23 protein-coding genes are annotated in these 26,261 nt (G+C 59.5%); 3 read left to right on the top strand and 20 right to left on the bottom strand.

What is annotated here, in order from left to right:
- Window positions 1–64 precede the first annotated feature (64 nt).
- From msrB to yrfG, 5 genes are all read right to left on the bottom strand, one after another.
- On the bottom strand, window positions 65–562 hold the full coding sequence (gene msrB / locus GYM47_RS11645; protein WP_153842746.1) for a peptide-methionine (R)-S-oxide reductase MsrB: 498 nt from the start codon (window positions 560–562) through the stop codon (window positions 65–67).
- Window positions 563–703: 141 nt separating this feature from the next.
- Window positions 704–2,260, bottom strand: a complete 1,557-nt coding sequence (locus GYM47_RS11650; protein WP_153842745.1) for a phosphoenolpyruvate carboxykinase — start codon at window positions 2,258–2,260, stop codon at window positions 704–706.
- 308 nt (window positions 2,261–2,568) lie between these two features.
- The gene (gene hslO / locus GYM47_RS11655) at window positions 2,569–3,444 is read right to left on the bottom strand and encodes an Hsp33 family molecular chaperone HslO (RefSeq protein WP_139526989.1); all 876 of its coding nucleotides are present in this window, start codon (window positions 3,442–3,444) and stop codon (window positions 2,569–2,571) included.
- A gap of 53 nt (window positions 3,445–3,497) precedes the next feature.
- Entirely contained in the window at window positions 3,498–3,887 is a 390-nt protein-coding gene (hslR, locus tag GYM47_RS11660) for a ribosome-associated heat shock protein Hsp15 (RefSeq protein ID WP_139526988.1), read from the bottom strand.
- Window positions 3,888–3,898: 11 nt separating this feature from the next.
- Window positions 3,899–4,576, bottom strand: a complete 678-nt coding sequence (gene yrfG, locus GYM47_RS11665; protein ID WP_139526987.1) for a GMP/IMP nucleotidase — start codon at window positions 4,574–4,576, stop codon at window positions 3,899–3,901.
- A gap of 70 nt (window positions 4,577–4,646) precedes the next feature.
- Here yrfG and nudE point away from each other — a divergent pair, with 70 nt between their 5' ends.
- On the top strand, window positions 4,647–5,261 hold the full coding sequence (gene nudE / locus GYM47_RS11670; protein ID WP_153842744.1) for an ADP compounds hydrolase NudE: 615 nt from the start codon (window positions 4,647–4,649) through the stop codon (window positions 5,259–5,261).
- A gap of 49 nt (window positions 5,262–5,310) precedes the next feature.
- Here the strand turns inward: nudE and GYM47_RS11675 are convergent, their stop codons facing one another.
- From GYM47_RS11675 to nrdR, 13 genes are all read right to left on the bottom strand, one after another.
- Window positions 5,311–6,366: an oxidoreductase gene (locus GYM47_RS11675; protein WP_153842743.1), complete on the bottom strand. Its 1,056-nt coding sequence runs from the start codon at window positions 6,364–6,366 to the stop codon at window positions 5,311–5,313.
- A 72-nt stretch (window positions 6,367–6,438) separates the two neighbouring features.
- Complete coding sequence (ilvD, locus tag GYM47_RS11680; protein WP_153842910.1) at window positions 6,439–8,283, bottom strand: dihydroxy-acid dehydratase; 1,845 nt, start codon at window positions 8,281–8,283, stop codon at window positions 6,439–6,441.
- Between the two features lie 140 nt (window positions 8,284–8,423).
- Complete coding sequence (locus tag GYM47_RS11685) at window positions 8,424–10,595, bottom strand: methyl-accepting chemotaxis protein (RefSeq protein WP_153842742.1); 2,172 nt, start codon at window positions 10,593–10,595, stop codon at window positions 8,424–8,426.
- Between the two features lie 217 nt (window positions 10,596–10,812).
- The gene (locus GYM47_RS11690; RefSeq protein ID WP_153842741.1) at window positions 10,813–12,996 is read right to left on the bottom strand and encodes a methyl-accepting chemotaxis protein; all 2,184 of its coding nucleotides are present in this window, start codon (window positions 12,994–12,996) and stop codon (window positions 10,813–10,815) included.
- 147 nt (window positions 12,997–13,143) lie between these two features.
- On the bottom strand, window positions 13,144–15,609 hold the full coding sequence (gene lon, locus GYM47_RS11695) for an endopeptidase La (protein WP_153842740.1): 2,466 nt from the start codon (window positions 15,607–15,609) through the stop codon (window positions 13,144–13,146).
- Between the two features lie 97 nt (window positions 15,610–15,706).
- Window positions 15,707–16,972, bottom strand: a complete 1,266-nt coding sequence (locus tag GYM47_RS11700; RefSeq protein WP_139526980.1) for a DUF945 family protein — start codon at window positions 16,970–16,972, stop codon at window positions 15,707–15,709.
- 53 nt (window positions 16,973–17,025) lie between these two features.
- On the bottom strand, window positions 17,026–17,499 hold the full coding sequence (locus GYM47_RS11705) for a phosphatidylglycerophosphatase A family protein (protein WP_139526979.1): 474 nt from the start codon (window positions 17,497–17,499) through the stop codon (window positions 17,026–17,028).
- Window positions 17,496–18,473 (bottom strand): thiamine-phosphate kinase, encoded by a 978-nt coding sequence (thiL, locus tag GYM47_RS11710; protein WP_153842739.1) that lies wholly within the window; start codon window positions 18,471–18,473, stop codon window positions 17,496–17,498. Before thiL ends, GYM47_RS11705 begins: the two co-directional genes overlap by 4 nt.
- A 35-nt stretch (window positions 18,474–18,508) precedes the next feature.
- Entirely contained in the window at window positions 18,509–19,012 is a 504-nt protein-coding gene (gene nusB, locus GYM47_RS11715; RefSeq protein WP_139526977.1) for a transcription antitermination factor NusB, read from the bottom strand.
- Window positions 19,009–19,497, bottom strand: coding sequence for a 6,7-dimethyl-8-ribityllumazine synthase (gene ribH, locus GYM47_RS11720; RefSeq protein ID WP_139526976.1), 489 nt, complete (start codon window positions 19,495–19,497; stop codon window positions 19,009–19,011). Before ribH ends, nusB begins: the two co-directional genes overlap by 4 nt.
- A 4-nt stretch (window positions 19,498–19,501) precedes the next feature.
- Entirely contained in the window at window positions 19,502–20,668 is a 1,167-nt protein-coding gene (gene ribBA / locus GYM47_RS11725; RefSeq protein WP_139526975.1) for a bifunctional 3,4-dihydroxy-2-butanone-4-phosphate synthase/GTP cyclohydrolase II, read from the bottom strand.
- A 72-nt stretch (window positions 20,669–20,740) separates the two neighbouring features.
- On the bottom strand, window positions 20,741–21,889 hold the full coding sequence (gene ribD / locus GYM47_RS11730) for a bifunctional diaminohydroxyphosphoribosylaminopyrimidine deaminase/5-amino-6-(5-phosphoribosylamino)uracil reductase RibD (RefSeq protein ID WP_139527244.1): 1,149 nt from the start codon (window positions 21,887–21,889) through the stop codon (window positions 20,741–20,743).
- A complete protein-coding gene (gene nrdR / locus GYM47_RS11735) occupies window positions 21,889–22,386 on the bottom strand; it encodes a transcriptional regulator NrdR (RefSeq protein ID WP_139526974.1) in 498 nt (165 codons plus the stop codon). The genes ribD and nrdR overlap by 1 nt, the downstream gene beginning before the upstream one ends.
- Window positions 22,387–22,643: 257 nt before the next feature.
- Between nrdR and GYM47_RS11740 the strand changes: the two genes are divergently transcribed.
- Window positions 22,644–24,404 carry a sugar phosphorylase gene (locus GYM47_RS11740; RefSeq protein ID WP_153842738.1) on the top strand — a complete coding sequence of 587 codons (1,761 nt, stop codon included), beginning with the start codon at window positions 22,644–22,646 and terminating at the stop codon, window positions 24,402–24,404.
- 135 nt (window positions 24,405–24,539) lie between these two features.
- Window positions 24,540–25,322 (top strand): thiol:disulfide interchange protein DsbG, encoded by a 783-nt coding sequence (gene dsbG / locus GYM47_RS11745; protein ID WP_139526972.1) that lies wholly within the window; start codon window positions 24,540–24,542, stop codon window positions 25,320–25,322.
- 35 nt (window positions 25,323–25,357) lie between these two features.
- On the opposite strand, the gene GYM47_RS11750 is transcribed toward dsbG, so the two are convergent.
- Entirely contained in the window at window positions 25,358–25,780 is a 423-nt protein-coding gene (locus GYM47_RS11750) for a DUF6691 family protein (RefSeq protein WP_139526971.1), read from the bottom strand.
- A complete protein-coding gene (locus GYM47_RS11755) occupies window positions 25,777–26,250 on the bottom strand; it encodes a YeeE/YedE family protein (RefSeq protein WP_139526970.1) in 474 nt (157 codons plus the stop codon). Before GYM47_RS11755 ends, GYM47_RS11750 begins: the two co-directional genes overlap by 4 nt.
- Between the last annotated feature and the right edge of the window lie 11 nt (window positions 26,251–26,261).

Raw genomic sequence — 26,261 nt, forward strand, 5'->3', positions numbered from 1 at the left:
GGGTGGCATGGCTTGGGTGGCATGGCTTGGGTCGCATGGGCTGCGTGGCCGACACCCGATACCGCTAGGCAGGCACGAAGCGCAGCGCCACGCCATTGTTGCACCAGCGCAGGCCGGTTGGCTCGGGGCCATCTTCGAACACGTGCCCCTGGTGACCGCCGCAGCGGGCGCAGTGGTACTCGGTGCGCGGCCAGACCAACTTGAAATCCAGTTTGGTCAGCAAGTGACCTTCGACATGGTCGAAGAAACTCGGCCAACCGGTACCCGAGTCGTACTTCATGGCGCTGGTGAAGAGCAGCAAGTCGCAGCCTGCACACCGGTACTCGCCCTCACCGTACTGTTCATCCAGGGGGCTCGAAAACGCCGCTTCGGTGCCCTCTTCGCGCAATACATAAAAGGCGTCGTCCGAGAGGCGCTCCCGCCACTGCTCTTCACTCAACTCCAGCGTATCCAAATCCGGGGCGGCTTCGAGATCGAGACGGGGAAAACCGAACGAGACTCCCGGCAATACACCGGCCAAACCGGTCAACCCTGCCAGTCCTAGGAAGTGGCGACGTTTCATTGGCGTGACTCCCATCGACAACGGTCGAATAGCAAAGAGAAACAAGCAGATAAGAAAAAGGGACGGTGCCTACGCACCGTCCCTTTCTGACTACTTAGTTGCCCTTACGTTCGGCAACTACTGTTCGCGAGACGTAAAAAATCACGTCAGCTGCGGGCCTGCTTGAATGATCGCGTCGTTGACGCCTTCGAATTTCTTGAAGTTATCGACGAACTTGGTGGCCAGCTCCTGCAGGTGGCGGTCGTAGGCGTCGCGGTCTGCCCAGGTGTCACGCGGATCGAGCAGGCTGGAGTCGACGCCCGGCACGGCGACCGGTACATCTAGGTTCAGGCCGTCGATGTGTTTGGTCTCTACGTCGCGCAGAATGCCCGACTGAATGGCGCTGATGATCGCGCGGGTGGTCGGAATGGAGAAGCGCGAGCCGCCTTCACCGTAGGCACCGCCGGTCCAGCCGGTGTTGACCAAGTAGACCTGGGCGTCTTTTTTCTCGACGCGCTTGATCAGCAGGTCCGCGTACTCACGGGCCGGACGCGGGAAGAACGGTGCACCGAAGCAGGTGGAGAACGTCGCCGCCAGACCTTCGGACGAACCCATTTCGGTAGAGCCGACCTTAGCGGTGTAGCCCGACAGGAAGTGGTAAGCCGCCGCTTCTTTGGACAATATGGAGACGGGTGGCAGCACGCCCGACATGTCGCAGGTCAGGAAGACGATGGCATTCGGCTCGCCCGCCAGGTTTTCCGCCACGCGCTTCTCGACGTGCTCCAGCGGGTAAGCCGCACGGGAGTTCTGGGTCAGGCTGTCGTCGGCGTAATCCGGCTCGCGACGGTCGTCGAGGACGACGTTTTCCAGCACGGTGCCGAACTTGATCGCGTTCCAGATGACCGGCTCGTTCTTCTCGGACAGGTCGATGCACTTGGCGTAGCAGCCGCCTTCCATGTTGAAGACGATACCGTCGCCCCAGGCGTGCTCGTCGTCACCGATCAAGAAGCGCGCCTGGTCGGCAGACAGGGTGGTTTTGCCGGTACCCGAGAGGCCGAAGAACAGGCAGGTCTCGCCATCTTCACCGACGTTGGCCGAGCAGTGCATCGGCAGCACGTCGGACGCTGGCAGCAGGAAGTTTTGGACGGAGAACATGGCTTTCTTCATTTCGCCTGCATAGCGCATACCCGCAATCAATACTTTGCGCTCGGCGAAATTGATGATGACACAACCATCGGAATTCGTGCCGTCACGGTTCGGGTCGCAATCGAAACCGGCAGCGTTAAGGATCGTCCATTCGTCTTTCGCAGCTTGGTTGTAGGCCTGAGGGCGCACGAACATGGTATGGCCAAACAGGTTCTGCCAAGCGGTTTCCGTCGTGACGCGTACTGGCAGGTAGTGCGTGGCATCGCTGCCAACGTGAAGCTCGGCGACGAAGTGATCACGACTCTCCAGGTGCTCTTCGACCCGTGCCCACAAGGCAGAAAACTTGTCGGCGTCGAAGGGGCGGTTGACGCTGCCCCAGTCGATACTATCGCGGGTGGTCGGCTCATCGACAATATAACGATCTTTCGGTGAACGCCCAGTGCGTAGTCCTGTATTGACTACCAGGGCACCGTTGGCGGACAGGCGGCCTTCACCACGGGCCACGGCGCGCTCGATCAGTTCGGCGCTGCTGAGATTAACGTGGGCTTGGGGGGCGGCTTGAGTCGTGGTCATGTCGATTCCTGGGTCTCTAATTTACCGGGCGTCGCCGACGCCTTGAGAAATCATCCTAGCCGCTGGCAGGGTGGTCACAGCTGACTAGGTGCGCTGAAGTCCGGCGCATTATGGCAAAAAGAAAACCCCCGGGAAACGGGGGCTTCGGGCAAATATCTTGTAGTTAAACTACTACAATGCCACTACATTTTGTGTTGCAGCGCAGTAACTTTTCAAACAACCGTTTGCCCGCCTGGCGCTAGACGGGACCAGCTGGGAGGTCTAGACGATAGGCCAAATAGCATGCCCAGCCAGCGCCGACTACACAATTAGTGAATCACCGGCGGCGGCGCACCTGGGTCTTCCAATAAAATTTCAATATCGGCGGCGGTGTAGTGATATTTCGTGTGACAAAAATGGCATTGAGTGTCGATGGCGCCTTGCTCGTGCAATATATCGCGCAGTTCGTCCTTTCCTAATGTATAGAGCGCGTGGCTCATGCGCTCCCGCGAGCAGGTGCAGCCAAAGCGGAGCGTTTTGGGATCGAAGACCCGTACGGTTTCTTCATGGTAAAGACGGTAGAGCACGTCACGCTGCTCCAGACCCAGCAGCTCCTCTGACTTGATGGTGTCGGCCAGGTACACGCTGCGCTCCCAGGCGTCGACGTCTTGATTTTGCGACGCATCCGGCAGGCGCTGAAGCAGCAGGCCGCCTGCCCGCTCACCATCGGCTGCGAGCCAAAGCCGGGTCGGCAACTGCTCGGATTGGCCAAAGTAGGCTTCCAGGCAGCCACCCAACGTGTCGTGGTCCAGCGCGACGATCCCTTGATAGCGGTGGCCCTCTCGCGGGTCTAGGGTAATCACGATTTGCCCCTCCCCGACCAGCTCGCGGAAGCTGGCGTGCTCGCTGGGCAGCGCGGCGTCTTCGGCAATGCGCGCGATCGCTCGCAGCTCGCCACCTGGGTTGGATTCCGCCATGAGCAGAGCGAGCGCCCCTTGGCCACGCACTTCGATACTGAGCGTGCCATCGAGCTTGACGGTATCGGTCAGTAGCGCCACCGCCGCCAGGAGCTCACCCAGCAGTTGGTTCACTGCCGGTGGGTAGGCGTGTCGGTCGAGCACCTCCTGATAGGCGGTACCGAGCGTGACGATTTCGCCACGCACGTTGGTTTGGTCGAACAGAAAACGTTGGATTTGATCGGACATAACGAGACCATGAAAGAGAGAGTCAAAAGAGAGCACTGGGAGTCAGCCGCGGCTTACTCCCCTTGTTGACGCTGAAAACGCTGGATATCGCGCCGCTGCTTTTTGTCAGGACGCTTGAGGGGGTGCTGCATGACTTCATTGGTCAGCCGCCGCGCCTCGGCTTCTTTGGCACGTCGCGTCGCGCTCTCTTGGGTTTCTGCATAGAGTTTGCGCGCCTCGGGGGCACCCCGACGCTGATCCGAGAGCGCCGTTACCTCCACTTCGAAAATATCCCAGCCCTGCGGAACGCGGATCAGCGCGCCCAGTTCGACGTTCTTGCTGGTTTTGACGCGGGCGCCATCGTAGTGAACTTTTCCGCCTTCAATGGCTTTTTTGGCTAAGGCGCGGGTTTTGAAAAACCGCGCTGCCCATAGCCACTTATCCAAGCGAACGCTATCACTCATTCACGCTCTCCTCAGGTGGGTGGATGCTGCCCTGGCAGATCGGCTGGCAGCAGTTGGGCAAATCGATCAAGAGCGATGAATTCCTGCAGCTCTTTTTCGGGGCGCTGACTATCGGGCTGCTTGATACCCAACAGGTGCTTGATACCGAACTCGCGAGCGCTCTCTAAAACGCGGGGGTTATCATCGATGAAGAGCGTACGAGCAGGATCGAACGGCTCCCGTTCTTGCAGAGCCAACCAAAACGCCTGCTCCTCTTTGGCTGCCCCCACGTCTTCCGATGAGATGATGGCGTCCAGGTAGTTTTCCAACCCCGTGAGGGGGAGTTTCAACGCTAAGCTTGCGCGGTCGGCGTTGGTCGCCAATACGACCCGGGGGTGCGACTGCTTTAGCCACGTCAAAAAATCGTGTGCATCGCTGCGCAGACCAATCAAGTGTTGCACTTCGCGCTTGAGCGCGACGATGTCGACATCGAGCTCGCGGCTCCAGTACGCCAGGCTATACCAGTTCAGCGTCCCCTGCTCCCCCATGATGCGGGTTTTCAACGCGTCTTGACTGGCTTGGTCTAACTGGTGCAGCTCGACGTAGCGACGTGGCAGATGCTCGAGCCAAAAGTGGCTGTCGAAGTGGAGGTCCAGCAGCGTGCCATCCATATCGAGCAGGACGGTATCGATCTCTCGCCAATCAATCATTGCCGCTCCAGTCTGAAAGAGTAAGCGTGCTATTGTAGCGTAACCCGTTTTTTGCAGCCACGGAGGCAGGATGTCACGCGACGATACAGCACACGGCGATACGCCAAACGGCTACCCACGCAAGCCGCAAATCCTGGGGCGCCAGCGTGTTGCGCAAAGCCGCTTGTTCCAAATCGAAGCGCTGGACTTACGCTTCTCCAACGGAGAGGAGCGACAGTTCGAGCGGTTGACCGGCGCTGATCGAGGCGCGGTCATGATCATTGCCATGCCCGACCCAGAGCATGTGTTACTCATTCGGGAGTATGCCGCAGGGTTCGAGGACTACGTGCTCACGCTACCCAAAGGCTTGGTCGACCACGGTGAAGACATCGTGACCGCCGCGAATCGCGAGCTAATGGAAGAGTGCGGTTTCGGTGCACATCGCATCGAACCGCTGGTCGAGCTGTCGTTGGCACCTAACTACATGCGCCACCGTATGCAGGTTCTCATGGCGACGGACCTCTACCCCAAGCGCTTACCGGGCGACGAGCCCGAGCCGCTGATCGTCGAGACCCATGCCATCGAAGAGTTACCCGCGCTACTGATGCGCGAAGACTTCCATGAAGCGCGCGCCATCGCAGCGCTCTATATTGCGCGGGATAAGTTGCGCGAAGAGAAGCGCCGTAGTGAGATGGATTTGCTCTAACCGCCTGGTTCAACAGCCAGAACGCGCCGGGCGTTCTGGCTGTTGAGCATTACAGATGATGCTTGAGCGGAATCCAGCGACGCTGGCGGTGGCTGTCTAGGCCCGCTTCCAGAAGCGCCATGCTACGAAGGGCGTCATCAATATCCACTGGAAGCGGCGCTTTATCACGAATCGCCGCGCTCACCCCTTGGTAATAGGCGAGATAATCACCTGGCAGCGAAGGATGATCGTGGCGCACCAGTGGCGCCTCCTCGCCTTCTCCCTCGCGCAGCGTGAGTATGCCAGGGCCATCTGCGCCCCAAGCGGCTGACGGCGTCTCCCCGGCTTTCAGACGATCTTCCTGCGGGTCTAGGCCGTATTTGATGTAGCTCCCCTTCGTGCCATGCACGCGGTAGCGCGGCGTCGGCTCGGCCACCAGCGTACCGGCACTCAAGCTGACACGTCGATCGTCATACTCCAGCAAAGCGAGAAAGTCGTCGTCGGCCCTGGCACCGTCGCGGCGTGCGCCTAGCTCGAGCAAAATGGCACTGGGCATGCCAAACAGTTCGCAGGCTTGATCGAGGAGGTGCGGTCCTAGGTCGTACCAAATACCGCCGCCAGGGGTGGCTTTTTCCCGCCAGCGATCACGCACTTCGGGGCGAAAGCGATCGAAGCGCGACTCGAACCCCGTTACCCGCCCCAGCGTCCCTTTTTCCAAAAGCGCTTTGAGCGTCAGGAAATCGCTATCCCAACGGCGGTTATGAAACACCGATATCAACCGCTCTTTGTCCATTCCCAGGGCTTTTAACTGCTTGGCCTCGGAGAGCGTGACGGTGAAGGGCTTATCGACCACCACGTGCTTTCCAGCAGAGAGCGCCGCTTTGGCCAACGGGAAGTGAGTGTCGTTTGGCGTGGGGATGACGATCAGGTCGATATCCGGTCGCTTACATAGCGCCAGCGCTTGGCTTTCTACCTCTACATTGGGCAGGTCTGCCTGCACTTTGGCCGCATCGCTCGATGAGACGGCCACTAAGTCCATCCCTTCGGTTGCTTGGATGAGCGGGGCGTGGAACGTCTTGCTCGCAAAACCATAGCCAACGAGGCCAACGTTGATGATCGCCTTCATTACAATCCTTAGTCGATGTGACGGTTCAGGCTGGCAAAAAAACAGCCCGCACGAGACGGGCTGTGGTGTCACTTAATCTAGCTTGGACAGATCGCGCACCGCGCCTTTGTCCGCAGAGGTAGCGAGCAGCGCATACGCTTTGAGCGCAGGTGTGACCTTACGCGGGCGCTGCTCGACGGGCTTCCAGGCATCTTTACCTTTGGCGTCCATTGCCTCGCGGCGCTTGGCCAGCTCGGCATCGCTCAGTTGCACGTTGATCGCGCGGTTGGGAATGTCGATCAAGATGGTGTCGCCCTGCTCGACCAAGCCAATGGCGCCGCCCGCCGCTGCTTCTGGGGAAACGTGACCAATCGACAGCCCAGAGGTGCCGCCAGAGAAGCGGCCATCGGTGAGCAGCGCGCAGGCTTTGCCTAGGCCTTTCGATTTCAAGTAAGAGGTTGGATAGAGCATCTCCTGCATGCCCGGCCCCCCTTTGGGACCTTCGTAGCGGATAACCACCACATCCCCCTCTTTCACCTTGCCATCCAAGACGTTGGCCACCGCTTGGTCTTGCGACTCCACCACGTGGGCTTTGCCCTCGAAGACCAGAATGGAGTCGTCGACGCCAGCAGTCTTCACCACGCAGCCATCCAGCGCGATGTTGCCGTAGAGAACGGCCAAGCCGCCCTCGCGAGAGAACGCATGCGCCAGGTCGCGAATACAGCCGGTGGCACGGTCGCCGTCCAGACTCGGCCAGCGGGCGCTTTGCGAAAACGCGGTTTGCGTGGGAACGCCGCCGGGGCCTGCTTTAAAGAACTCCACCACCTCTGGGCTTGGCGAGCGCATGATGTCCCACTCATCCAGCGCCGCTTTCAGGCTGTCGCCATAGACGGTCGGTACCGAGGTATCCAATACGCCCGCGCGGTCCAGTTCACCCAGGATGGCCATGATCCCCCCGGCACGGTGAACGTCTTCGATGTGGTACTTCTGGGTATTGGGGGCCACCTTGCATAGCTGCGGCACTTCCCGGGAAAGACGGTCGATATCCGCCATGGTGAAGTCGATTTCCGCTTCTTGGGCGGCGGCCAGCAGGTGGAGGATGGTGTTGGTCGAGCCGCCCATGGCGATGTCCAGCGTCATGGCGTTCTTGAAAGCGGCTTTGCTACCAATCGCGCGGGGTAGCAGGTGCGCCTCTTCACCTTCGTAATAGCGTTTGGCCAACTCGACGATGCGATGCCCCGCAGTCTCGAACAAACGACGACGGTCAGCGTGGGTCGCCAGCACGGTACCGTTACCCGGCAGCGCTAGCCCTAGCGCTTCGGTGAGACAGTTCATGGAGTTGGCGGTGAACATACCCGAGCAGCTGCCGCAGGTAGGGCACGCACTGCGCTCGACTTCGGCGAGGGTTTTGTCGTCGACACTGTCGTCGGCCGCCATGACCATGGCATCGACGAGGTCGAGGCCGTGATCCAGCAGCTTGGTCTTACCGGCTTCCATTGGGCCGCCGGAGACAAAGATGACCGGAATATTGAGACGCATCGCGGCCATCAACATGCCTGGGGTGATCTTGTCGCAGTTGGAAATACACACCAGCGCATCGGCACAGTGGGCGTTACACATGTACTCGACGCTATCAGCGATGATGTCGCGGCTCGGCAGCGAGTAGAGCATGCCATCGTGGCCCATGGCGATCCCGTCATCCACGGCGATCGTGTTGAACTCTTTGGCCACGCCTCCCGCTTTTTCGATCTCGCGCGCCACCAGCTGCCCCATGTCTTTTAAGTGCACATGCCCTGGGACGAACTGGGTAAACGAGTTAGCAACGGCAATGATCGGTTTATGAAAGTCATCATCTTTCATACCGGTGGCACGCCAAAGGGCACGAGCGCCAGCCATATTGCGGCCAGCGGTGGTGGTACGGGAGCGGTACTCAGGCATGGTGTCCTCTACATCTTTATCGTGGCCTGCCGCATACGTGGCGGCAGGCAATTGAATCCAGCGGCCTTAGATTGTGGCATGAGCGCACCGCCTAGACTAGATGTAGAGGGCAACCAAACGCGTGGGATGCTGATGCCTCCTTAAAAGGTCTCCCACTCCTCCTCGGCAGGGGCCGTTTCTCGACGCTTGGGCGCAGGTGTGGATAGCGTCTCTGCGCGCGCTTGTACCGCATGTTGCGACGGTAGGCCGGGAGCTGGATCGTTACGCTGAGACAGTCGCATCCGCGCTGTCTCGCTGCTCTCCTCCTCCGCGCCCTCTAACCGGAAGGCGGCAATGACGTTCGCTAGGTCTAGCGCTTCGTGGGTCAAGCGCTGGGCGGCGCTGGAAATCGACTGCACTTTGGTCGCGTTCTGCTGGGTGACATGATCCATTTCAGAGACCGCCGTGTTGATCTGAGCAATGCCGCTGCTCTGCTCGTCCGAGGCGGTACTGATCTCTTCCATGATGTCGCTTACCCGCATCACTTGGTTGACCACCTGCTCGATAGATCGCTCGGCCTCTTTGACGGCATCCGCGCCACCGGCAATCTCTTGAGAGGAGGTATCGATCAATCGGCGAATCTCGCCCGCCGCATCGGCACTGCGCCCGGCTAAATTGCGTACCTCGTTGGCGACTACAGCAAATCCTCGGCCCTGCTCACCTGCCCTAGCGGCTTCGACCGAGGCGTTCAAGGCCAGGATGTTGGTCTGGAAAGCAATACCATCGATGACCGTGATGATATCGTTCATTTTAGCGGCGCTTGCCGCGATGCGCTCCATCCGCTCCACCAACGCCTGCATGCGCTCACCCGTTTCGCGGCTGGTCGTCGCATTTTGCATGGCCAGTTGATTGGCTTGACGCGCGTTTTCGGTATTTTGCTGCACCGTTGCGGTCATTTGGTCCATGCTGGAGGCCGTTTGCTGCAGCGACGAAGCCTGCTGTTCGGTGCGTGAAGCCAACTCCTCGTTTTGCTGATGGATGTGCTCCGAGGCGGGCGTGACGATCTCCACTTTGTTGCCGACTTCGGTAATCAATCCTGAGAGGCTGGCACGCATGGTTTCCAGAGAAGCCAGCAGCTCGCCAAGCTCATCGTTTCGCTTGAGGGTGACCCGATTGGCCAAATTACCTGCTGCAATTTGAAACGTGACGCGACGTGCTTCATTGAGCGACTTGATCAACGACCGTAGCACGGCCACGCTGAGCCCTACCATCAGCAAAATACCGAAGAGTAAGACGCCCAACTGCCCCCACAAGAGCCATTGCTGCTGACGCTCTGCATTGGCCATGAGTGTTTGAGCCGCGGCACGCTCGTTATCGACCAGCAAATTGATGGTGGCACTAATGCTATCGGAGGTCGGCTTCACGACATCGTTGAACGCCTCGAACGCCGCAAAGCCATTGCCATCGCGTATCGCGGTGAACGCCGTGTCAGCGCCGCTCAAGAACGTCGTCAAATGCGCCGTCAGCCCCTGCTGAACGCCACTGGTTTCCGTGCGCTGGGCGGTGAACCCCTGCCATGTTTGGTTGATATCACCTTGGAGTGTGGTCAACTGCTCTTCGAGCACATCCAGATCGGCACGTCGCGGGTTACGCACGGCAGGCTCCAGCGCCTGCAAGAGCTGGGCGGTACCCTGCTCGATTTGCTGCAGATTGGCCACCCCTTCGAGCCCGGTTTGGTTCAGTGTGCGCAGCCGGTCAGCAGAGCTGGTGATGCCATACACGCCGGCGGCCCCCGCCACGGCCAGCAGCGCAATAGCGGCAATGACCATCCCCATCAGTTTGGCCTGCATACTGCTGAAGCTAAAACGCTGCACCCATCCGCGCACCCCGGTGCGCCGTAATGCACCATGATGGAGCTTGAACCCTCGGCTTCGGCCCTGTTGCATAGTGCTATACGCCCTGGCGGCGCGGGCAATGGCTTTTTGTCCGGCTTTACGGCGAATCGCCGTATAGCCTGCCACTCGTTGACCATCGAGTAACGGTGCTACCGTGGTATGTACCCAATACGTGTCGCCATTTTTACAGCGATTTTTGACGACCCCTTGCCACGTTTTTCCCTTTTCGATGGTCGCCCACATATTGCTGAAAACCATCGCAGGCATGTCCGGATCACGAAAGATGCTGTGGGGTTCCCCCATTAGCTCTGTCTGCGCGTAGCCACTGACATCGACGAATGTCTGGTTCACGTAGGTGATCGTTCCCTGGCGGTCAGAGCGTGAAATCAACACCTGATCATCAGAGAGCTCGAATGCTGCTTGGCTGGATATGCTCATCAAGAACCCCTACTGTTTTTTTATGAAAGGCCTGTTTTGCCTGTGACCCAGCGACGTCCTTTTTACCAAGCCGTTATCGAGCGTCGATCCACTTTCGGACCTACGCCCATCCACAAAAACGCAGCAAAAAATATGCCACCCGGCGGGTGGCATATTCAAATGATCGACCATGCGAATCATCAATGGTGATTAAACGCAGCGCTTCCCATGAAACGCCTTAAAACGTATCCCACTCCTCCTGTTCGTCTTGGGACGGTGTGTACGAATGTGTTTGACGACGGGCGTGTTTCGACGGCGCGTCACTAGGCAGTCCTGGAACGTTCTGCTTGATGGCTCTTTGGGCACGTGCCAATTTTTCGCGTGCAGCGCCGATACTCTCGGCTTGTGCGCCCTCCAGGCGGAAGGCATCGACGACGTTGGCCAGCTCGAAGGCCTCCAGTGCCAAGTTGTCTGCCGAGGCCGCAATCGACTGCACTTTAGTGGCATTTTGCTGGGTGACGCTATCCATCTCGGCAATGGCGGCGTTGATTTGGCCAATCCCGCTGCTCTGTTCGTTCGATGCCGTACTGATCGAGGCCATGAGCTCGCTGACGCGGCTGACCTGCGCCACGACGTTCTCGATGGCGCTCTCGGCTTGCTCGACAGCGCTACGCCCGCCGCTCACCTCTTGCGTCGTGCTATCGATCATTTTACGAATTTCCTGGGCGGCATCGGCACTACGACTGGCTAGGGTGCGTACCTCACTGGCGACCACGGCAAAGCCCCGGCCATGTTCGCCCGCACGGGCGGCCTCTACCGAGGCGTTGAGCGCCAGGATATTGGTTTGGAAAGCAATGCTGTCGATGACGCCGATCATTTCGGTCATTTTTTCGGCGCTTTTGGCAATGCGCTGCATGCGCTCGACGAGCTGCTCCATTTGTTGGCGAGTATCCCGCGTGCTGGCGGCATTTTGCTGGGCTAGCTCCGTGGCTTGACGCGCATTGTCGTTATTCTGCTGAACGGTGGAGGTCATCTCCTCCATACTCGAGGCGGTTTGCTGCAGCGACGACGCTTGCTGCTCCGTGCGCGAAGCAAGCTCCTCGTTTTCGGCAGCAATTTGTTGGATCGCAGGCGTGACGACCGACACGCGGTTTTCGACGTCGCCCACGATACTAGAGAGACTGAAGCGCATCGTATCCAACGAGTAGAGCAGCTCCCCCAGCTCATCGTTACTCTGGCGACGCTCACGGGCCGCCAGGTTACCGGCCGCGATTTGAAACGTCATATAGCGCGCCCCCGCCAAACTGCGAAAGACCGACTTCAGAATGAACACGCTGAGCGCCACCAGTATGCAAAGACCGATCAACAGCAGTACTAACTGAGCAATGAACATCTGCTGACGGCCTTGTCGTGCGTCCTCCACCAGATCGGCGGCACCGGCACGCTCGTCGTCCACTAGCTGGCTGTTGAGCTCTCGGATATTGGCCGTTGCGGGCAGCACCACGCTATTGAGCGCCTCGAACGCTGCAAAACCGTTGGCTTGATCGATCGCTTCGATGGCGCCCGTCACGCCGCCGCGCCAAGCGGCGAACGCTTCATCGAACCCCTGTAGCACCGTTGACGACGCGCTGCTGGTTTGGCGATACGCCTCCCATAATGTTTGGGCACTTTGAGTGTTGGCCGCCAATTGTGCCGATACCGTTTCCATATCGACACGACGCGGGTTTCTGACGGCGGGCTCTAGCTCCTCGACGGCCAGTCCAATATGGCGCTCGATGAGCTGCAAATCGGCGACGGACTCCAATCCAGAACGGTTGAGGGTTTCCAGTCGCTCACCAGACACGCTCAAGCCATAAAGACCCAGCCCACCCGATAGCCCTAGCAACACGACGGCTGCCACGACCATCCCGATCAATTTGGCTTTGAGACTGGTGAATTGAAAGCGGGCGACAATGCCACCTAGCCCCCGGCGCTGCAATGCGCCTTGTTGTAGCGTGTAGCGGCGCGACTTGCCCTTTTCACGTATGTCGGCGTACACCTGCTCGGCCAAGGCAATGCGCTTTGGCGACGCTTTACGGCGCAGTGAGGTATAGCCCACGATGCGATCGCCGTCTCGCAAGGGGGCGACGGTAGCGTTGACCCAATAGTGATCGCCATTTTTGCGGCGGTTTTTCACCGTTCCCTGCCACGTTCCGCCCGCTTGAATGGTTTTCCAGAAATCGGCGTAGGCCGCTTCGGGCATATCGGGGTGACGGATCAGGTTGTGCGGTGCTCCCAGCAGTTCATCTCTCGAATAGCCGCTGACTTCTACGAAAGCAGCGTTGGCATAGGTGACGTTCCCTTTCAAATCCGAGCGTGAAATGAGTACCGTCTCTTCGTCGAGCACGTATTCACGTTGCGTAACGGGCTGGTTATTGCGCATAGAAGCTCCCCAGAGGTTTTTTTTAATAATTGATTTTGAACTATTATCACGAATTTACCGGGCGCCTAACCAGTGAATAGCTATAAAAAAGCGCCGCTCTCTTCAGAGCGGCGCAGGCGTGAACAGAAAGAGAGTCAGGCTCAATCGCTATTTGAAGACCACGTTGGCGACATCTCTATAGCGATTGGCAAAATGAACGGTCATGCCCTCTTTGAGATAGTCGGGCAACTCCTCGTAATCACGACGGTTGGCCTCAGGAAGAATCACCTCGAAGATATCGCTTCGGCGCGCGGCGATGACCTTTTCACGAATGCCCCCTACCGGTAGCACTTGCCCCGTGAGCGTCAGCTCCCCGGTCATGGCCAGCGGCCGGTCGATGGCCTGGTGTTTGGCCAATGATAGCAGCGCCGTCGTCATGGTCACGCCAGCAGAGGGGCCATCCTTTGGCGTGGCGCCTTCAGGCACGTGCAAGTGCACGAACGCCGAGTCGAAGAAGTCGGCATCCGCACCATACTCGGCCAAGTGACCCAGTGTGTAGCTGTAAGCAATGTTGGCAGACTCTTTCATGACATCGCCCAATTTGCCTGTCAGCTTGAAGCCGCGATCCAGCGAGTGCACTTTGCCCGCTTCGATGGGGAGCGTCGCGCCGCCCATGGAGGTCCAGGCAAGCCCCGTCACCACGCCTTCGCCTTTGAGCACTTTCTCTTTGCGGAAAAGCGGAGCACCAAGAAACTCTTCGAGGTTCTTCACCGAAATTTTGACGGTCTCGATATCCTCTTCCAGCAGTTTCACCGCCGCTTTGCGCACGATACGGTGGAGCTGCTTTTCCAGTTGGCGAACGCCAGCTTCACGTGCATACCCCTCGATGACCTGCTTGAGAGCGGCATCGCTGAGGTTGATACGTTTCTTCGGCAGGTTGTCGCGTTTTAGCAGCTTCGGCCAAAGGTGGTGCTTGGCGATTTGCAGCTTCTCTTCGGCGATGTAGCCCGACAGACGAATTTGCTCCATACGGTCCAGGAGCGGGCCAGGAATGCTATCCAGGGTGTTGGCCGTGCATACGAAGAGCACCTTGGACAGATCCATGCGTACGTCGAGGTAGTGATCCAAAAAGTCGACGTTCTGCTCAGGGTCGAGGACTTCGAGCAGGGCCGACGCGGGGTCGCCTTGGAAGGACTGACCCAGCTTGTCGATTTCGTCGAGCATGATGACCGGGTTCTCGACCTCGACCTCCTTGAAAGCCTGGACCAACTTGCCGGGCATCGCCCCTACGTAGGTGCGACGATGGCCTTTGATCTCGGCCTCATCGCGCATGCCGCCCACGGAGAAGCGGTAGAACTCGCGACCCAGCGCCTCGGCAATGGAGCGGCCAATGGAGGTTTTCCCCACCCCTGGCGGGCCAACCAGCAGCACGATAGAACCGCCCACATCACCTTTGAAGGTGCCTTCGGCCAGAAATTCGATGATGCGCTCTTTGACATCTTTCAAGCCGTCGTGGTCGCGGTCGAGGATTTGACGAGCATGGGCAAGATCCAGCTTGTCCTGGCTGGTGACACCCCAAGGCAACGAGGTCAGCCAGTCGAGGTAATTACGCGTGGTGCCGTATTCTGGGGAACCGGTTTCCAACACGCTGAGCTTGTTCAACTCCTCATCGATGCGCGCCTGCACCCGCTCGGGCACCACCAGGGCTTCCAAGCGGTTTCTGAACGTATCGACATCGTTCTCTCGATCGTCTTTAGAGATGCCCAGCTCACGCTGAATGACCTTGAGCTGCTCGCGGAGGAAAAACTCCCGCTGACGCTCCTGCATCTGCGCGTTGACCTGCTCGCTGATCTCGCTTTGCAGTTGAGCCACATCGATCTCTTTGCGCAGCAGCGGCAGCACTTTGTGCATTCGCTCCGCCACTGGCAGCGTGGCCAACACATCCTGAAGCTCGGGGCCTTTGGCCGACGTAATGGCTGCAGCGAAGTCGGTCAGCGGTCCTGGCTGGTGGGGGCTGAAACGGTTCAGGTAGTGTTTGAGTTCCTCACCGTAGAGCGGATTGATCGGCAGCAGTTCCTTGATGCCGTTGATGATCGCCATGGCGTAGGCACGGGTCTCTTCGTCTTCGGCATTGACCGGCTCTTTGGGGTAGGTGACTTCCACCAAGTACGGCGGTTCTTTGGAGAGCCATCGCTGAATTTTAAAGCGCTGGAGTCCTTGGGCAATGAACTGGATTTGCTGATCTTCGCTTTTGAGCTTGTGCACCTTGACGGCGGTACCAATCTCAGGAAAACCGTCGTGATCCAGGGAGTCGACGCCCTGCTCACCCACGAACGCGACACCAATGGTATGGTGCGGGGTGTTGCCAACGCGACGCATGGTCTCTTCCCAGCGTTCGCGGTTGATGACCAGGGGCTGCACCTGGGCGGGGAAAAAGGGGCGGTTATGAATCGGAAGCAAGTAGATGCGCTCGGGCAACATATCGCTGGCGGGCACGAGCGAACTTACCCGCTCACCGTCCGAACGGTAGGCCTCGCCGTGGGCGCTCTGCTCTTGAGCGTCTTGTTCCTGTGACTCAGCATCGGTGAGCCAATCTAGGGGTTCTTGATCGCGGTCGTAATCCTGGTCGCTCATGCGCCCTCCATCAACAGTAGCCTGCGGCTGTTGCCGCTTTGTATGTTGAAAGGAATGTGGGCAGGGTGGGAAAACTTCAACCCTAAAAGCGTTTTACCTAACTCTCGTTAGGCGGCCACAACGATGGCATGGGTCGACCGTTGACGCGCCATACGCCTCGAATCACGTCGAACTGCAGTTCACGGGTGCCCAGTGGCAAGCCCAGCCAGAGCGCTGCCACGGTAGGCGCATCGTGCCACACGAAGTCACCATCGATGCGCTCGATCCAGCGAGCGCGTTCGACTGGCTTATCCAGTGACGTTACGCTCAGCTCTTCCAAGCGACGTGCATCGAAGAACAGGGCCCCCTCGGCATTGACTTGCAGCCCCAATAACGGGCTGTCCAAGGCGATGGTGGTGATATCGAGGCGCGGAGAGTCACTCAATACTTGGCGCAGGTCGGGCTCCAAGCGAGCCAATAACCCTTCTGCCATGGGCAAGCTAGTGTCTCCCCAGGCGGCCTCTTGGCGCAGTCGACGAATCGTTTGCCGAACGGCATCCCCATTCAAACGCGAGAGTTCTGCCTCGATACGACCATTCAGGAGCGGGGTGTCAGGCGCTTCACTCGGCACATGCACGTCGCCGACGACCAGCTCGCCTTTTAGACGAAGCTCGCTCTCATCCAGCTCCATGTGACTATGGAGATCCAGAGGCGCTACGTTGATGTCGTAGGCAGGGTAATGCAACGCTAGCTGCTCGATGTGCAGATGGTCACGCTGGGCAAAGTGGTAGGCATCGTCGATGTAGGTATAGCGACTTTCCAAGGTGGCGGGACCCAGCGTGAGTTGTGATAGGCCGTCGGTCAGGGTGAGCTGATCGAGCAGTCCACGCAGGCGCCAATCCCCAAACACGCCTTCCAAGCGTACTCGGGCACCGCGAACCTCCAGCTCGCGCCCGTTTTGCTGAATGACGAAGGGAGCAAGTGCCAAGCGCAGCTCGGTATGACCACTCAAAGTTTGATAGCGGCCCTGCCAACGGGGGACCGACGGTGCCGAGACTTCACCCACCGCCTTTTGTAGCACGCTATCCAAGCGCGGCAGCAGCGTGCCTTCGACATCGGTACTCAACACCCCGTGTCGTGCTCGGTAGGTGAGCTCTAGACGCCAGGGGCGTCCCAGCAGCGGCGAAAGAATCAGCCGCCCCCGAGAAGTGAGCCATCCTTGTCGATTCTCTACCTGGCTAACACGCCACTCGCCGCGTGCCTCTAGATCTTCGAGCGCCTGACGGAGACTGCGCTCGAAAAGCACGCTGGATAGCAGTTGCGCGACCATCCACACGACGGCAATCGTCGCGAGAACAGGCACGATCAAACGTTCCTTGCGCATGCTATCTCCTTGAACGGCCCCTCAACGAGACCTGATTCCACGCCACCCGTCGATCAATGCAGCCAAAACCACAGGTGCATGGTACTCCAGGCGTAAATCCCTGCCATGACATCGTCGATCATGATGCCAAACCCACCGGCCACTCGGCGGTCAGCCCAGCGAATGGGCCACGGTTTAAAGACATCGAAAATGCGGAACACCACGAACCCCCACAGCGCCGCTTCCCAGGAGAATGGCACGGCGGCCATGGTAATCCAATAGCCAACGAACTCATCCCAGACGATCCCCGAATGATCGTGCACACCCAGATCGTGGGAGGTTTTGTCACATAGCCAAACCCCAACGATAAATGCGGCCAGCACGATCCCCAAGTACCAACCGAGGGAAAGGTCGGCCATCATCCAGTAGAAGGGAATGGCCGCCAACGTGCCAAACGTGCCCGGCGCCCAAGGCACCGTCCCGCTGCCCAAACCGAAGGCAAAAAAGTGAGTGGGGCGTCGCCAAACGCTCGCTGGTGCACGGTTCATGATGCACCCCCTCGGAAGTGCTGCCAGCCCGTCGCTCTGCCGTCAGGCACGCCCGTCACGCCCAACGTCTCCGTGCAGCGACCAATCACCCTCAGAGACAGGCCGCTCTCGGCCAGTTTAGCAACCGCCTTAGTGACTTGATCGGGCGGTAGCGTGACCAAGAGTTCGTAATCGTCTCCTCCGGAGAGCGCTGCCGTCAGGGCTTGCTCGTGGCCGAGGCACTCGACCAGTCCCTCGGCCAGCGGTAGCGACTCGGGGGCCAGGTCGACCCCCACGTGAGACGCCTCTCGCAGGTGGGTCAAATCCGCCAACAAGCCGTCGGAGATGTCCATCGCCGCCGTCGCCACTCCGCGCAGAGCGATGCCGGCGTCGAGCCTTGGCTGTGGCATGAGGTAGCGCTGAAGCAACGGATGCGCAAGGTCTCGCTCACCGCGTTGCCACAGCGCTAGCCCGCCCGCGCCGCCGCCTAGCGCCCCGGTTACCGCCACGACATCGCCTGGACGGGCGCCTGACCGGGTCATTGCTGATCCTGCAGGCACTTCGCCCATGACCGTAACGCCGATACTCAACTCACCGGACGTGACATCGCCGCCCGCCAGCACCGTGGCATGCTGCTGGCAAAGCGCATGGAACCCCCTCGCGTAGCGGGACAGCCACTGTTCCGCATGAGCGTCATCCTCGAAGGCGCGCTGGTCGAGCGTCAGTGCCATCAAGCACCAGCGCGAGACGGCTCCCATGGCCGCCAAATCGCTGAGGGCCACCGCCAACGCCCGGTGACCGACTGCCTGAGCCGGCGCATCGTGAGGGAAGTGTACGTTCACCACTGACGTGTCAACGCTCACTGCCAGCTCTTGGCCGGCCTGAGGCATCAATAGGGTGGCGTCATCGCCGCATCCTAGGGCAACGCCATTCGTCGCTTGCGCCTCCTGCGGCGACATAAAGAAACGTCGAATCAGATCGAATTCGGCAAGCACAAAGGCCCCTTAAACGCTTGATCAGCCCCCTCCGCTTACAAGCGGCGGGCGCTGACTTCGGCACTTCGTAAGCGGTTGGCTAGCTTATCGAGAATGCCATTCACGTATTTATGGCCGTCGGTGGCGCCAAATGATTTTGCCAGCTCAACGCCTTCGTTAATCACTACGCGGTAAGGCACTTCCATTCGCCGGGAGAGCTCGTACGCTCCCAAGCGAAGAATGGCCAGCTCTACCGCGTCCAAATCTTCCAGGCGGCGATCCAACAACGGGGCGATTTCGCGGTCCAGCTCGGTTTTGAAGCGCACCGTGTTGTGTAAAAGCTCATGGAACAGCGCTTTGTCGGCGATTTCCATGACCTTGACCCAGTTCTCGTGATCTTCGAGATCGTCGTCGGCCACCTGACTGCGAAATTCCGCTTCGATGCTGGTAATCGATTTACCGGTCATCTGCCATTGATAAAGCCCTTGTACCGCTAACTCCCTGGCGGCGTGACGCCCCTGCTGTGCGGCTGAGGGCTTGCGCTCACGACGCTCACTCATTGCGAATCTCCCACCGGCAGGGCACGCAGTAGAGAGACCATTTCCATCGCCGCCATGGCCGCCTCAGTGCCTTTGTTACCCGCCTTGGTGCCGGCACGCTCGATGGCCTGCTCGATGGACTCGACGGTCAGCACACCGTTGGCTACTGGCGTATCGAACTCCAACTGAAGATGATTGATGGCCGTGTTGCAGCCCCCCGCCACGTACTCGAAGTGCGGTGTGCCGCCGCGAATGACGGCGCCAAGCGCAATCACCGCATCGGGCTTCATCACGTTGAGCACGCGCTTGACGGCTAGGGGCAGCTCCCATGCACCGGGGACGTGAACGATGTGGATGTTTTCCATGTCCACACCGTGGCGCGTCAGACTGTCGACGGCACCTTCTACCAAGCTATCCACGACGTGGTGATTAAAACGACCCACCACGATCACGTAGCGCCCATCGACGTCTACGAAGGTACCTTCAATTTGCGAAAGGGATTGCATCGATTTATTCCTGCTGAAAAGTTGGCTCGTCGGCCGTGTCATTGGGCCCCAGCCGCTCGACCACTTCTAGGTCGAACCCAGAGAGCGCTGAGAACTTCCACGGCGAGCTGAGTAGGCGCATTTTACCCACGCCGAGATGGCGTAGAATTTGCGAACCCGTACCAATCGTTAAATAATTGCCAGAGCCATCAGAGTCGCTGGTGCGCGGCTGACGCACGCGATCCAGATAGATATCTAGCTGATCCTTCAAATCTTGATGTGGCCGCCCGTCATCGATCAGTACGAACACCCCGGCAGGCGCCTGGGCAATCTGTTCGATGGCGCGGTGAGCATCCCAACGGCATTGATCGCCCTTCATCAGCCCCATCACATCGCGCAGGGTATCGGCCAAATGCACGCGCACGGTAGTGGCCTGCTCGGGTGTGGGCTGCCCGTTCACGAGCGCGAGGTGGTGAGCGCCCTGAATACGATCACGGAACACATGCAGCGCCAGCTCACCATGGACGGTGGTCACTTGCGTCGTTTCTACGTGATCTACCGTTTGTTCGTTGACGATCCGGTAGTGAATCAAGTCGGCGATGGTGCCCATCTTGATATCGTGTGCTTTGGCAAAGGCCTCTAACTCAGGGCGGCGGGCCATACTGCCGTCATCGTTCATGATCTCACAAATGACGCCGCTGGGATCTAATCCGGCCAGCGCGGCTAAATCGCAAGCGGCTTCGGTATGGCCTGCGCGACGCAGCACGCCACCGGGTTCGGCCATCAGCGGAAAAATATGCCCTGGCTGAACGATATCCGTCGGTTTGGCATTCGGCGCAACGGCGGCTTGCACCGTACGGGCGCGGTCGGCGGCTGAAATGCCGGTGGTGACCCCTTCGGTCGCCTCGATCGAGAGCGTGAATTTGGTGCCAAAGCCGGAGCCGTTATCGCGCACCATGAGCGGCAGATTGAGCTGCTCGCAGCGCTCACGGGTCATCGGCATGCAGATCAGGCCGCAGGCATAGCGCGCCATGAAATTGATATGCTCTGGCTTCACCATTTCGGCGGCCATGATGATATCGCCTTCGTTCTCGCGATCCTCATCGTCCATGAGAATCACCATTTTGCCCTGGCGAATGTCGTCTACCAGCTCAGCGATGGGGGATAAACCCTCTGAAGAGGAGTGCGCCATGGAATCTCCAAAAATTAGGCTCGCATCGTATGCGAATTCGGGCGTCAGGGTACCTTGCAATGACGGCTTGCGCTAGTCAGCGTGCGGGGCGGCTATGATCCACCAGTCGTTTCCCACGGTTCGCGACTCGAGGATCGTCAAGCGCTTTTGATCGGCCATCTGGGTCATTCCCGGCAGGGAAAACAGCGGTCTTGCCTCGCCGCCCAGCAATGTCGGCGCGACGAAAAGCTGCATTTCATCGACCAGGCCGGCTTCCAGCAGCGCGCCCGCAAGCGTCGCTCCCGTTTCTACTAAGAGTTCGTTCACCTGCTCATTATCTGCCAGCCAGCGCAGCATGTCAGCCAGTGCAATGCGCCCGCCTTCGGCAGGCAGCACGTGAATCTCGGCCCCGGCCTGCGCCAACCGGTGCCGTTTCTCTTCGCTGTGCTGGTCAGTGGTGATGATCAGCGTGCGCCCGGGCTCGCGCAGACACGCTGCCGCCAGAGGAAGACGCAGGCGAGAATCAAGAATCACTCGCAGGGGTTGGCGCTGGGTGATGTCGTCGGCGTTGCCCAAGGCTAATTGGTCGGCCCGCAGCGTCAACCGGGAGTCATCCATGATGAGCGACTCTACGCCGCTCAGGATGGCGCTCGACCGCGCCCGCAGGCGCTGCACCTGCGTGCGCGCCTGGGGCCCGGTAATCCATTGCGACTCACCTGAGCCCATCGCGGTCCGACCATCCAAGCTCATGGCCATCTTCAGCCGCACAAAGGGACGGCGGCGCACCATGCGCGAGATGAAGCCGGGATTGAGCGCCCGGGCGTCGGCTTCCAGCAAACCTACCTGCACGTCGATACCGGCGGAGGCCAAGTGTGCGATACCGCCACCGCTGACCTGGGGGTTGGGGTCTTGCATCGCGATCACCACGCGACGGACACCCGCCTTGGTCAGGGCCACGGCACAAGGGCCCGTGCGCCCCGTGTGAGAACACGGCTCTAACGTGACGTACGCCGTCGCGCCCTGTGCAGCGTTGCCTGCCGCTTGAAGCGCATGAATTTCGGCATGAGGTTCCCCAGCCCGCACGTGATACCCCTCCCCCACGATGCGAGCGTCTCCATCGCTATCGAAGCGCACGATCACGCACCCCACTCTTGGGTTAGGGTCGGTGGTGTAAAGCCCCCGCTTGGCCAGCTGAATCGCGCGGGCCATGTAGCGATGATCGGCAGTGGAGAACTCACCCATCATGACGCTCCGTTCGGTGATCCCTGCCCGGCCGGCTCATCGGAGGGCTCTTGGGAGAGCCGATCGATTTCAGCACGAAACTCATCCAGGTCCTGAAACTTGCGGTATACAGAGGCAAAACGAATGTAGGCCACTTGGTCGAGGCTACGTAACGCTTTCATCACCGCCTCGCCCACCTCCCGGGCGTTCACCTCACGGTCACCACGTGCGCGCAACGTTTGACGAATGCGCTCTACCGAGGCTTCGATCGCTTCGGCACTGACCGGGCGTTTTTCCAGTGCGCGGAGCATCCCCGCACGTAGCTTTGCTTCATCGAAACTCTCGCGAGAACCGTCGGACTTCACCACCCGCGGCATGATCAACTCAGCGGTCTCGTACGTCGTAAAACGCTCATGGCAGCTGGCGCACTGGCGGCGTCGGCGCACCTGGTCACCCTCTGCCACCAGCCTGGAATCCGTCACTCTCGTATCGTTTGCACCACAAAAAGGGCAATGCATGGCAGTCAACCTATTATCAGTACGCACTAAAACCAGTACGTGCAGCGTGTCAGCCTGAACGAAGGGACGCAGCGTCACGGTGCGTGCTCTACGAGCCCTTCGCTATTTTGTAAACTGTTTTATCGCCAGCTGTCGGCGGTAGCCGACCCGCCGAGCTATCGTATGGCGGTGTTATACAGCCCCTATCTCAACGTATTGTAACGATTTGGCACACAAGCTGCAGCGTTTGTCGAAGGATGATTGAAAGGACGCCCGCTATGACCGCTTTCGAAAAGACCGTTCACCACTACCTCACCCAGCTATACGGCCCGCGCGCAGGGGAAGTGCAGCGGCGAATAGGTCAACACGTCGCGCATTTTCGCGAGGGAGCAAACGCTGCACCGACCGTTAACGGTCAATCTGTCGATGCACCAATGTGGAGCGAAAAGGATCAGTGGGTCATCTGTTACGGCGACTCGATCGTCGATGAGGGAACGCCACCGCTAGCCGTGCTGGATACGTTTTTGCAACGTTATCTGGGAGACACCGTCAGTGGGGTTCACGTGCTGCCCTTTTTCCCTTGGAGCAGCGACGACGGCTTTTCGGTGATTCATTATCGTGAGGTCAATAGTGAGCTGGGCGCGTGGTCGGACGTCCAAACCCTAGCCAGCCACTACGACTTGATGGCTGACTTGGTACTCAACCATGTCTCCCGAGAGTCGCTCTGGTTCGTCGACTATCTCACCGGTAGCCTACCCGGGCGCGACTATTTCATTGAGGTGGATCCTGACACGGACGTTTCCCAGGTCACCCGCCCGCGCAGCAGCCCGTTATTGGTGCCGATCTCGACGCGTCGCGGCACCCGCCACGTATGGGCTACCTTTTCGGAAGATCAAATCGATCTCAACTTCGAAAACCCGGACGTGCTGCTCGAGTTCGTGGGCATTTTGCTGTTCTACCTGCAGCAAGGCGTACGCATCATTCGCCTGGATGCAGTGGCCTTTCTATGGAAACGGCTCGGCACCCCGTGCATCCATCTGCCAGAGACCCATACCGTCGTGCGCTTACTGCGCGCTATCGTGGATGAGGTGGCGCCCGGCACGCTGTTAATTACCGAAACCAACGTGCCACACGCCGAAAACATTAGCTACTTCGGCTTGGAGCGGTTGACGCAGGGCACTCCCGACGAAGCCCACATGGTGTATCAGTTCGCCCTGCCCCCGCTTTTACTGCATACCCTGACCCGCGGGGAAGCGACGACGCTACAAACGTGGTTGAACAGCCTCCCGGTACTGCCGCCGCAGTGTACCTACTTGAACTTTACCGCAAGCCACGACGGTATAGGTGTACGGCCTCTTGAAGGCCTGCTCCCCGACCACGAGCGTGACGCGCTGCTGGAATTGATGCACCGCTTTGGTGGATTTGTCAGCATGCGCAGCAATCCTGACGGCAGCGACACGCCCTACGAGATCAATATCACATGGTTCGAGGCGATGCGCGGCACCCGCCGTGGCCCGGACCCGTGGCAAATTGCACGCTTTCTCTGCAGCCAAGCGATCATGCTCAGCTTGCAAGGGATCCCTGCGCTCTATATCCACACGCTCACCGGCACGCTGAACGATGTGGAAGGTGTGGAACGTAGCGGCCGCCTGCGCTCGATCAACCGCCGACGCTGGCAGCTCGATGAGCTTGCCTTGTTATTAGAAAGCCCCGCCACCCCGACTCATGACGTTTTTCACGCCCTGCATCGGCTGCTAACACAGCGTCGCCAAGAGCCTTGTTTCCACCCCAACGCCCCGCAGCGCGTGATCGACACTCCCCCTGAGCTGCTCGCCCTCGAGCGTGGCCCCCTGCCTAACGGTCGACGCCTACTCGCGCTCTATAACGTGACCGATGGTAAGGTCGATCTCACTCACGCAGGGGATGCCCTCCATCAAACGCTTACTCAGCATGACTGGCAGCCGATCGGCAGTGCGAGTACTCACCATGACGCGACGCTGCCACCCTATGCCGTGTGCTGGCTGGTGGCTGACGCTTGACGCTTGCGACATAACGACTCAGGCATCCATGATCGTCACTCTTACATAATCATCCGCTGCGATACTGTGTGACGATCATGTCACGAGGCAAGGAGGCGCGAGTGCCCCACGCCGTTTTACTAAAAGGATTATGCGATGTCATGGGTTTCATTAAAAAGTCTCGGTCGTGTCAGCCTGCTGGCCGCGACAGCTAGCACTGCCGTTGTCAGCTTCGCTGACGAGCTGCCCGCGCCCATTCAGGCGCTCGCCAACCAGGGTTTGACGATTCATGGTCAGTTCGATGCACCGGGCGGAATGCGCGGCTTTGGGGCCAGCGTGCAAGGGCAGGACATGGCGATTTATCTCACCCCCGATGGAGAGCATGCGATCATTGGCACGCTGGTCGACGGTGAAGGCACCGACCTGACTGAGGCCCAGCTCGATGAGCACGTACGAGCGCCGCTAGAAGCCGACACGTGGGCGCTGCTCGAAGAGAGCCACTGGATCCAGGATGGCAACCCGGATGCGCCACGCGTCATCTACACCTTTACTGACGCCAACTGCCCTTATTGCCGCCAACTATGGCAACAAACCCGCCCATGGGTAGAGGCTGGCAAGGTCCAGCTGCGCCATATCATGGTGGGTATTCTAGCCCCCAATAGCCCGGCACTCGCCGCCACGATACTGGGCGCCGAGGACCCATCCGCCGCGCTACATCGCCATAGTGAGGGCGATGAACTCTCCCCCAGCGCACAGCCACGAGACATCGAAGAGCAGGTCTACGACAACAATCAACTCTTCGAACAGCTCGGCCTCTACGCCACTCCCACCAGTGCGTTTCAACGCGAAACCGACAGCGGCACGGTCCGCATAGACCGTATTCAAGGCCTACCCAGCGACGAGCGCTTCATCGAAATGATGGGTAGCGAAGCGCCATGAGAGCGTCGATGCGGCTGGTATTGCTGCCCATTTGGCTAGCGGGACAGCCGCTGAGCAATGAACCAGCCCAACACCATGGCCGCCAACAGCGCGAGCAGCGGCAACGTTGCTCCGCCGATGGAGGCGATCGCAGGACCAGGGCAGTAACCCGATAGCCCCCAGCCCACGCCAAACAGCGCCGCGCCGCCTAACAATTTGGCATCCAGCTCTTGCTTGCTCGGCAGTTGGAAGTGGGTGCCAAACAGCGGCGTGCCGCGAGCGAAGACCACGCGATAGCCCACGAACGTGGTGCCGACGGCGCCACCCAGTACGAACATCAACGTCGGATCCCAGGCACCAGCCACATCCAAAAAGCCGAGCACGCGCGCGGGGTCGGTCATCCCGGAGATCGCGAGTCCTACACCGAACAGCAGGCCAGCGAGATATCCCGCCGCTGTTTTGACCGCTGGAACCCTCATGCTCCACCTCCCATGACATGGCGAACCACATAGACCGTCGCGATGGCCGCGACCAGGAAGGTGACGGTGGCCGCCATCGACCGAGGTGCCAAACGCGCCAAGCCACATACGCCGTGACCGCTGGTACAGCCACTGCCAAGTCCCGTGCCTACCCCTACCAGCAGGCCTGCCAACAGCATGAGCGGCACGCCGCCTGCGGGTTCACCGATCACCGCACCGGGGACGCCTGCCACGTTACCCAGCCCGCCCCCGGCCGCCATCACCAGCAACGGGCCGCTGACTAGCCCAGCCAAGAACGCCATGCGCCACGCGCTGTCTCCTCTCGGGCGCTGGGTCATCAGCCCTCCAATGATGCCGCTAATACCGGCAATACGGCCCAGCGCCCCCATTAGCCATACCGCTGAGAGGCCTATCAACACGCCTCCCATCAACCCTTGCAAACTTGCCAACCCATTGGCTGTTTCATTCATGACTGATGATC

It is taken from the genome of Vreelandella piezotolerans (assembly GCF_012427705.1).
GTDB lineage: Bacteria > Pseudomonadota > Gammaproteobacteria > Pseudomonadales > Halomonadaceae > Vreelandella > Vreelandella piezotolerans.

Excerpts from the sequence above, each read along its gene's own strand:
- GYM47_RS11740 (WP_153842738.1), top strand. The coding sequence starts at position 22,644 with ATGACCGCTTTCGAAAAGACCGTTCACCACTACCTCACCCAGCTATAC.
- nrdR (WP_139526974.1), bottom strand. The coding sequence starts at position 22,386 with ATGCATTGCCCTTTTTGTGGTGCAAACGATACGAGAGTGACGGATTCC.
- ribBA (WP_139526975.1), bottom strand. The coding sequence starts at position 20,668 with ATGGCGCACTCCTCTTCAGAGGGTTTATCCCCCATCGCTGAGCTGGTA.
- GYM47_RS11750 (WP_139526971.1), bottom strand. The coding sequence starts at position 25,780 with ATGAGGGTTCCAGCGGTCAAAACAGCGGCGGGATATCTCGCTGGCCTG.
- ilvD (WP_153842910.1), bottom strand. The coding sequence starts at position 8,283 with ATGCCTGAGTACCGCTCCCGTACCACCACCGCTGGCCGCAATATGGCT.
- GYM47_RS11685 (WP_153842742.1), bottom strand. The coding sequence starts at position 10,595 with ATGAGCATATCCAGCCAAGCAGCATTCGAGCTCTCTGATGATCAGGTG.
- nudE (WP_153842744.1), top strand. The coding sequence starts at position 4,647 with ATGTCACGCGACGATACAGCACACGGCGATACGCCAAACGGCTACCCA.
- hslO (WP_139526989.1), bottom strand. The coding sequence starts at position 3,444 with ATGTCCGATCAAATCCAACGTTTTCTGTTCGACCAAACCAACGTGCGT.
- ribH (WP_139526976.1), bottom strand. The coding sequence starts at position 19,497 with ATGCAATCCCTTTCGCAAATTGAAGGTACCTTCGTAGACGTCGATGGG.
- GYM47_RS11700 (WP_139526980.1), bottom strand. The coding sequence starts at position 16,972 with ATGCGCAAGGAACGTTTGATCGTGCCTGTTCTCGCGACGATTGCCGTC.
- ribD (WP_139527244.1), bottom strand. The coding sequence starts at position 21,889 with ATGGGTGAGTTCTCCACTGCCGATCATCGCTACATGGCCCGCGCGATT.
- msrB (WP_153842746.1), bottom strand. The coding sequence starts at position 562 with ATGAAACGTCGCCACTTCCTAGGACTGGCAGGGTTGACCGGTTTGGCC.
- GYM47_RS11705 (WP_139526979.1), bottom strand. The coding sequence starts at position 17,499 with ATGAACCGTGCACCAGCGAGCGTTTGGCGACGCCCCACTCACTTTTTT.
- GYM47_RS11755 (WP_139526970.1), bottom strand. The coding sequence starts at position 26,250 with ATGAATGAAACAGCCAATGGGTTGGCAAGTTTGCAAGGGTTGATGGGA.
- yrfG (WP_139526987.1), bottom strand. The coding sequence starts at position 4,576 with ATGATTGATTGGCGAGAGATCGATACCGTCCTGCTCGATATGGATGGC.
- GYM47_RS11650 (WP_153842745.1), bottom strand. The coding sequence starts at position 2,260 with ATGACCACGACTCAAGCCGCCCCCCAAGCCCACGTTAATCTCAGCAGC.
- hslR (WP_139526988.1), bottom strand. The coding sequence starts at position 3,887 with ATGAGTGATAGCGTTCGCTTGGATAAGTGGCTATGGGCAGCGCGGTTT.
- GYM47_RS11690 (WP_153842741.1), bottom strand. The coding sequence starts at position 12,996 with ATGCGCAATAACCAGCCCGTTACGCAACGTGAATACGTGCTCGACGAA.
- lon (WP_153842740.1), bottom strand. The coding sequence starts at position 15,609 with ATGAGCGACCAGGATTACGACCGCGATCAAGAACCCCTAGATTGGCTC.
- nusB (WP_139526977.1), bottom strand. The coding sequence starts at position 19,012 with ATGAGTGAGCGTCGTGAGCGCAAGCCCTCAGCCGCACAGCAGGGGCGT.
- dsbG (WP_139526972.1), top strand. The coding sequence starts at position 24,540 with ATGTCATGGGTTTCATTAAAAAGTCTCGGTCGTGTCAGCCTGCTGGCC.
- GYM47_RS11675 (WP_153842743.1), bottom strand. The coding sequence starts at position 6,366 with ATGAAGGCGATCATCAACGTTGGCCTCGTTGGCTATGGTTTTGCGAGC.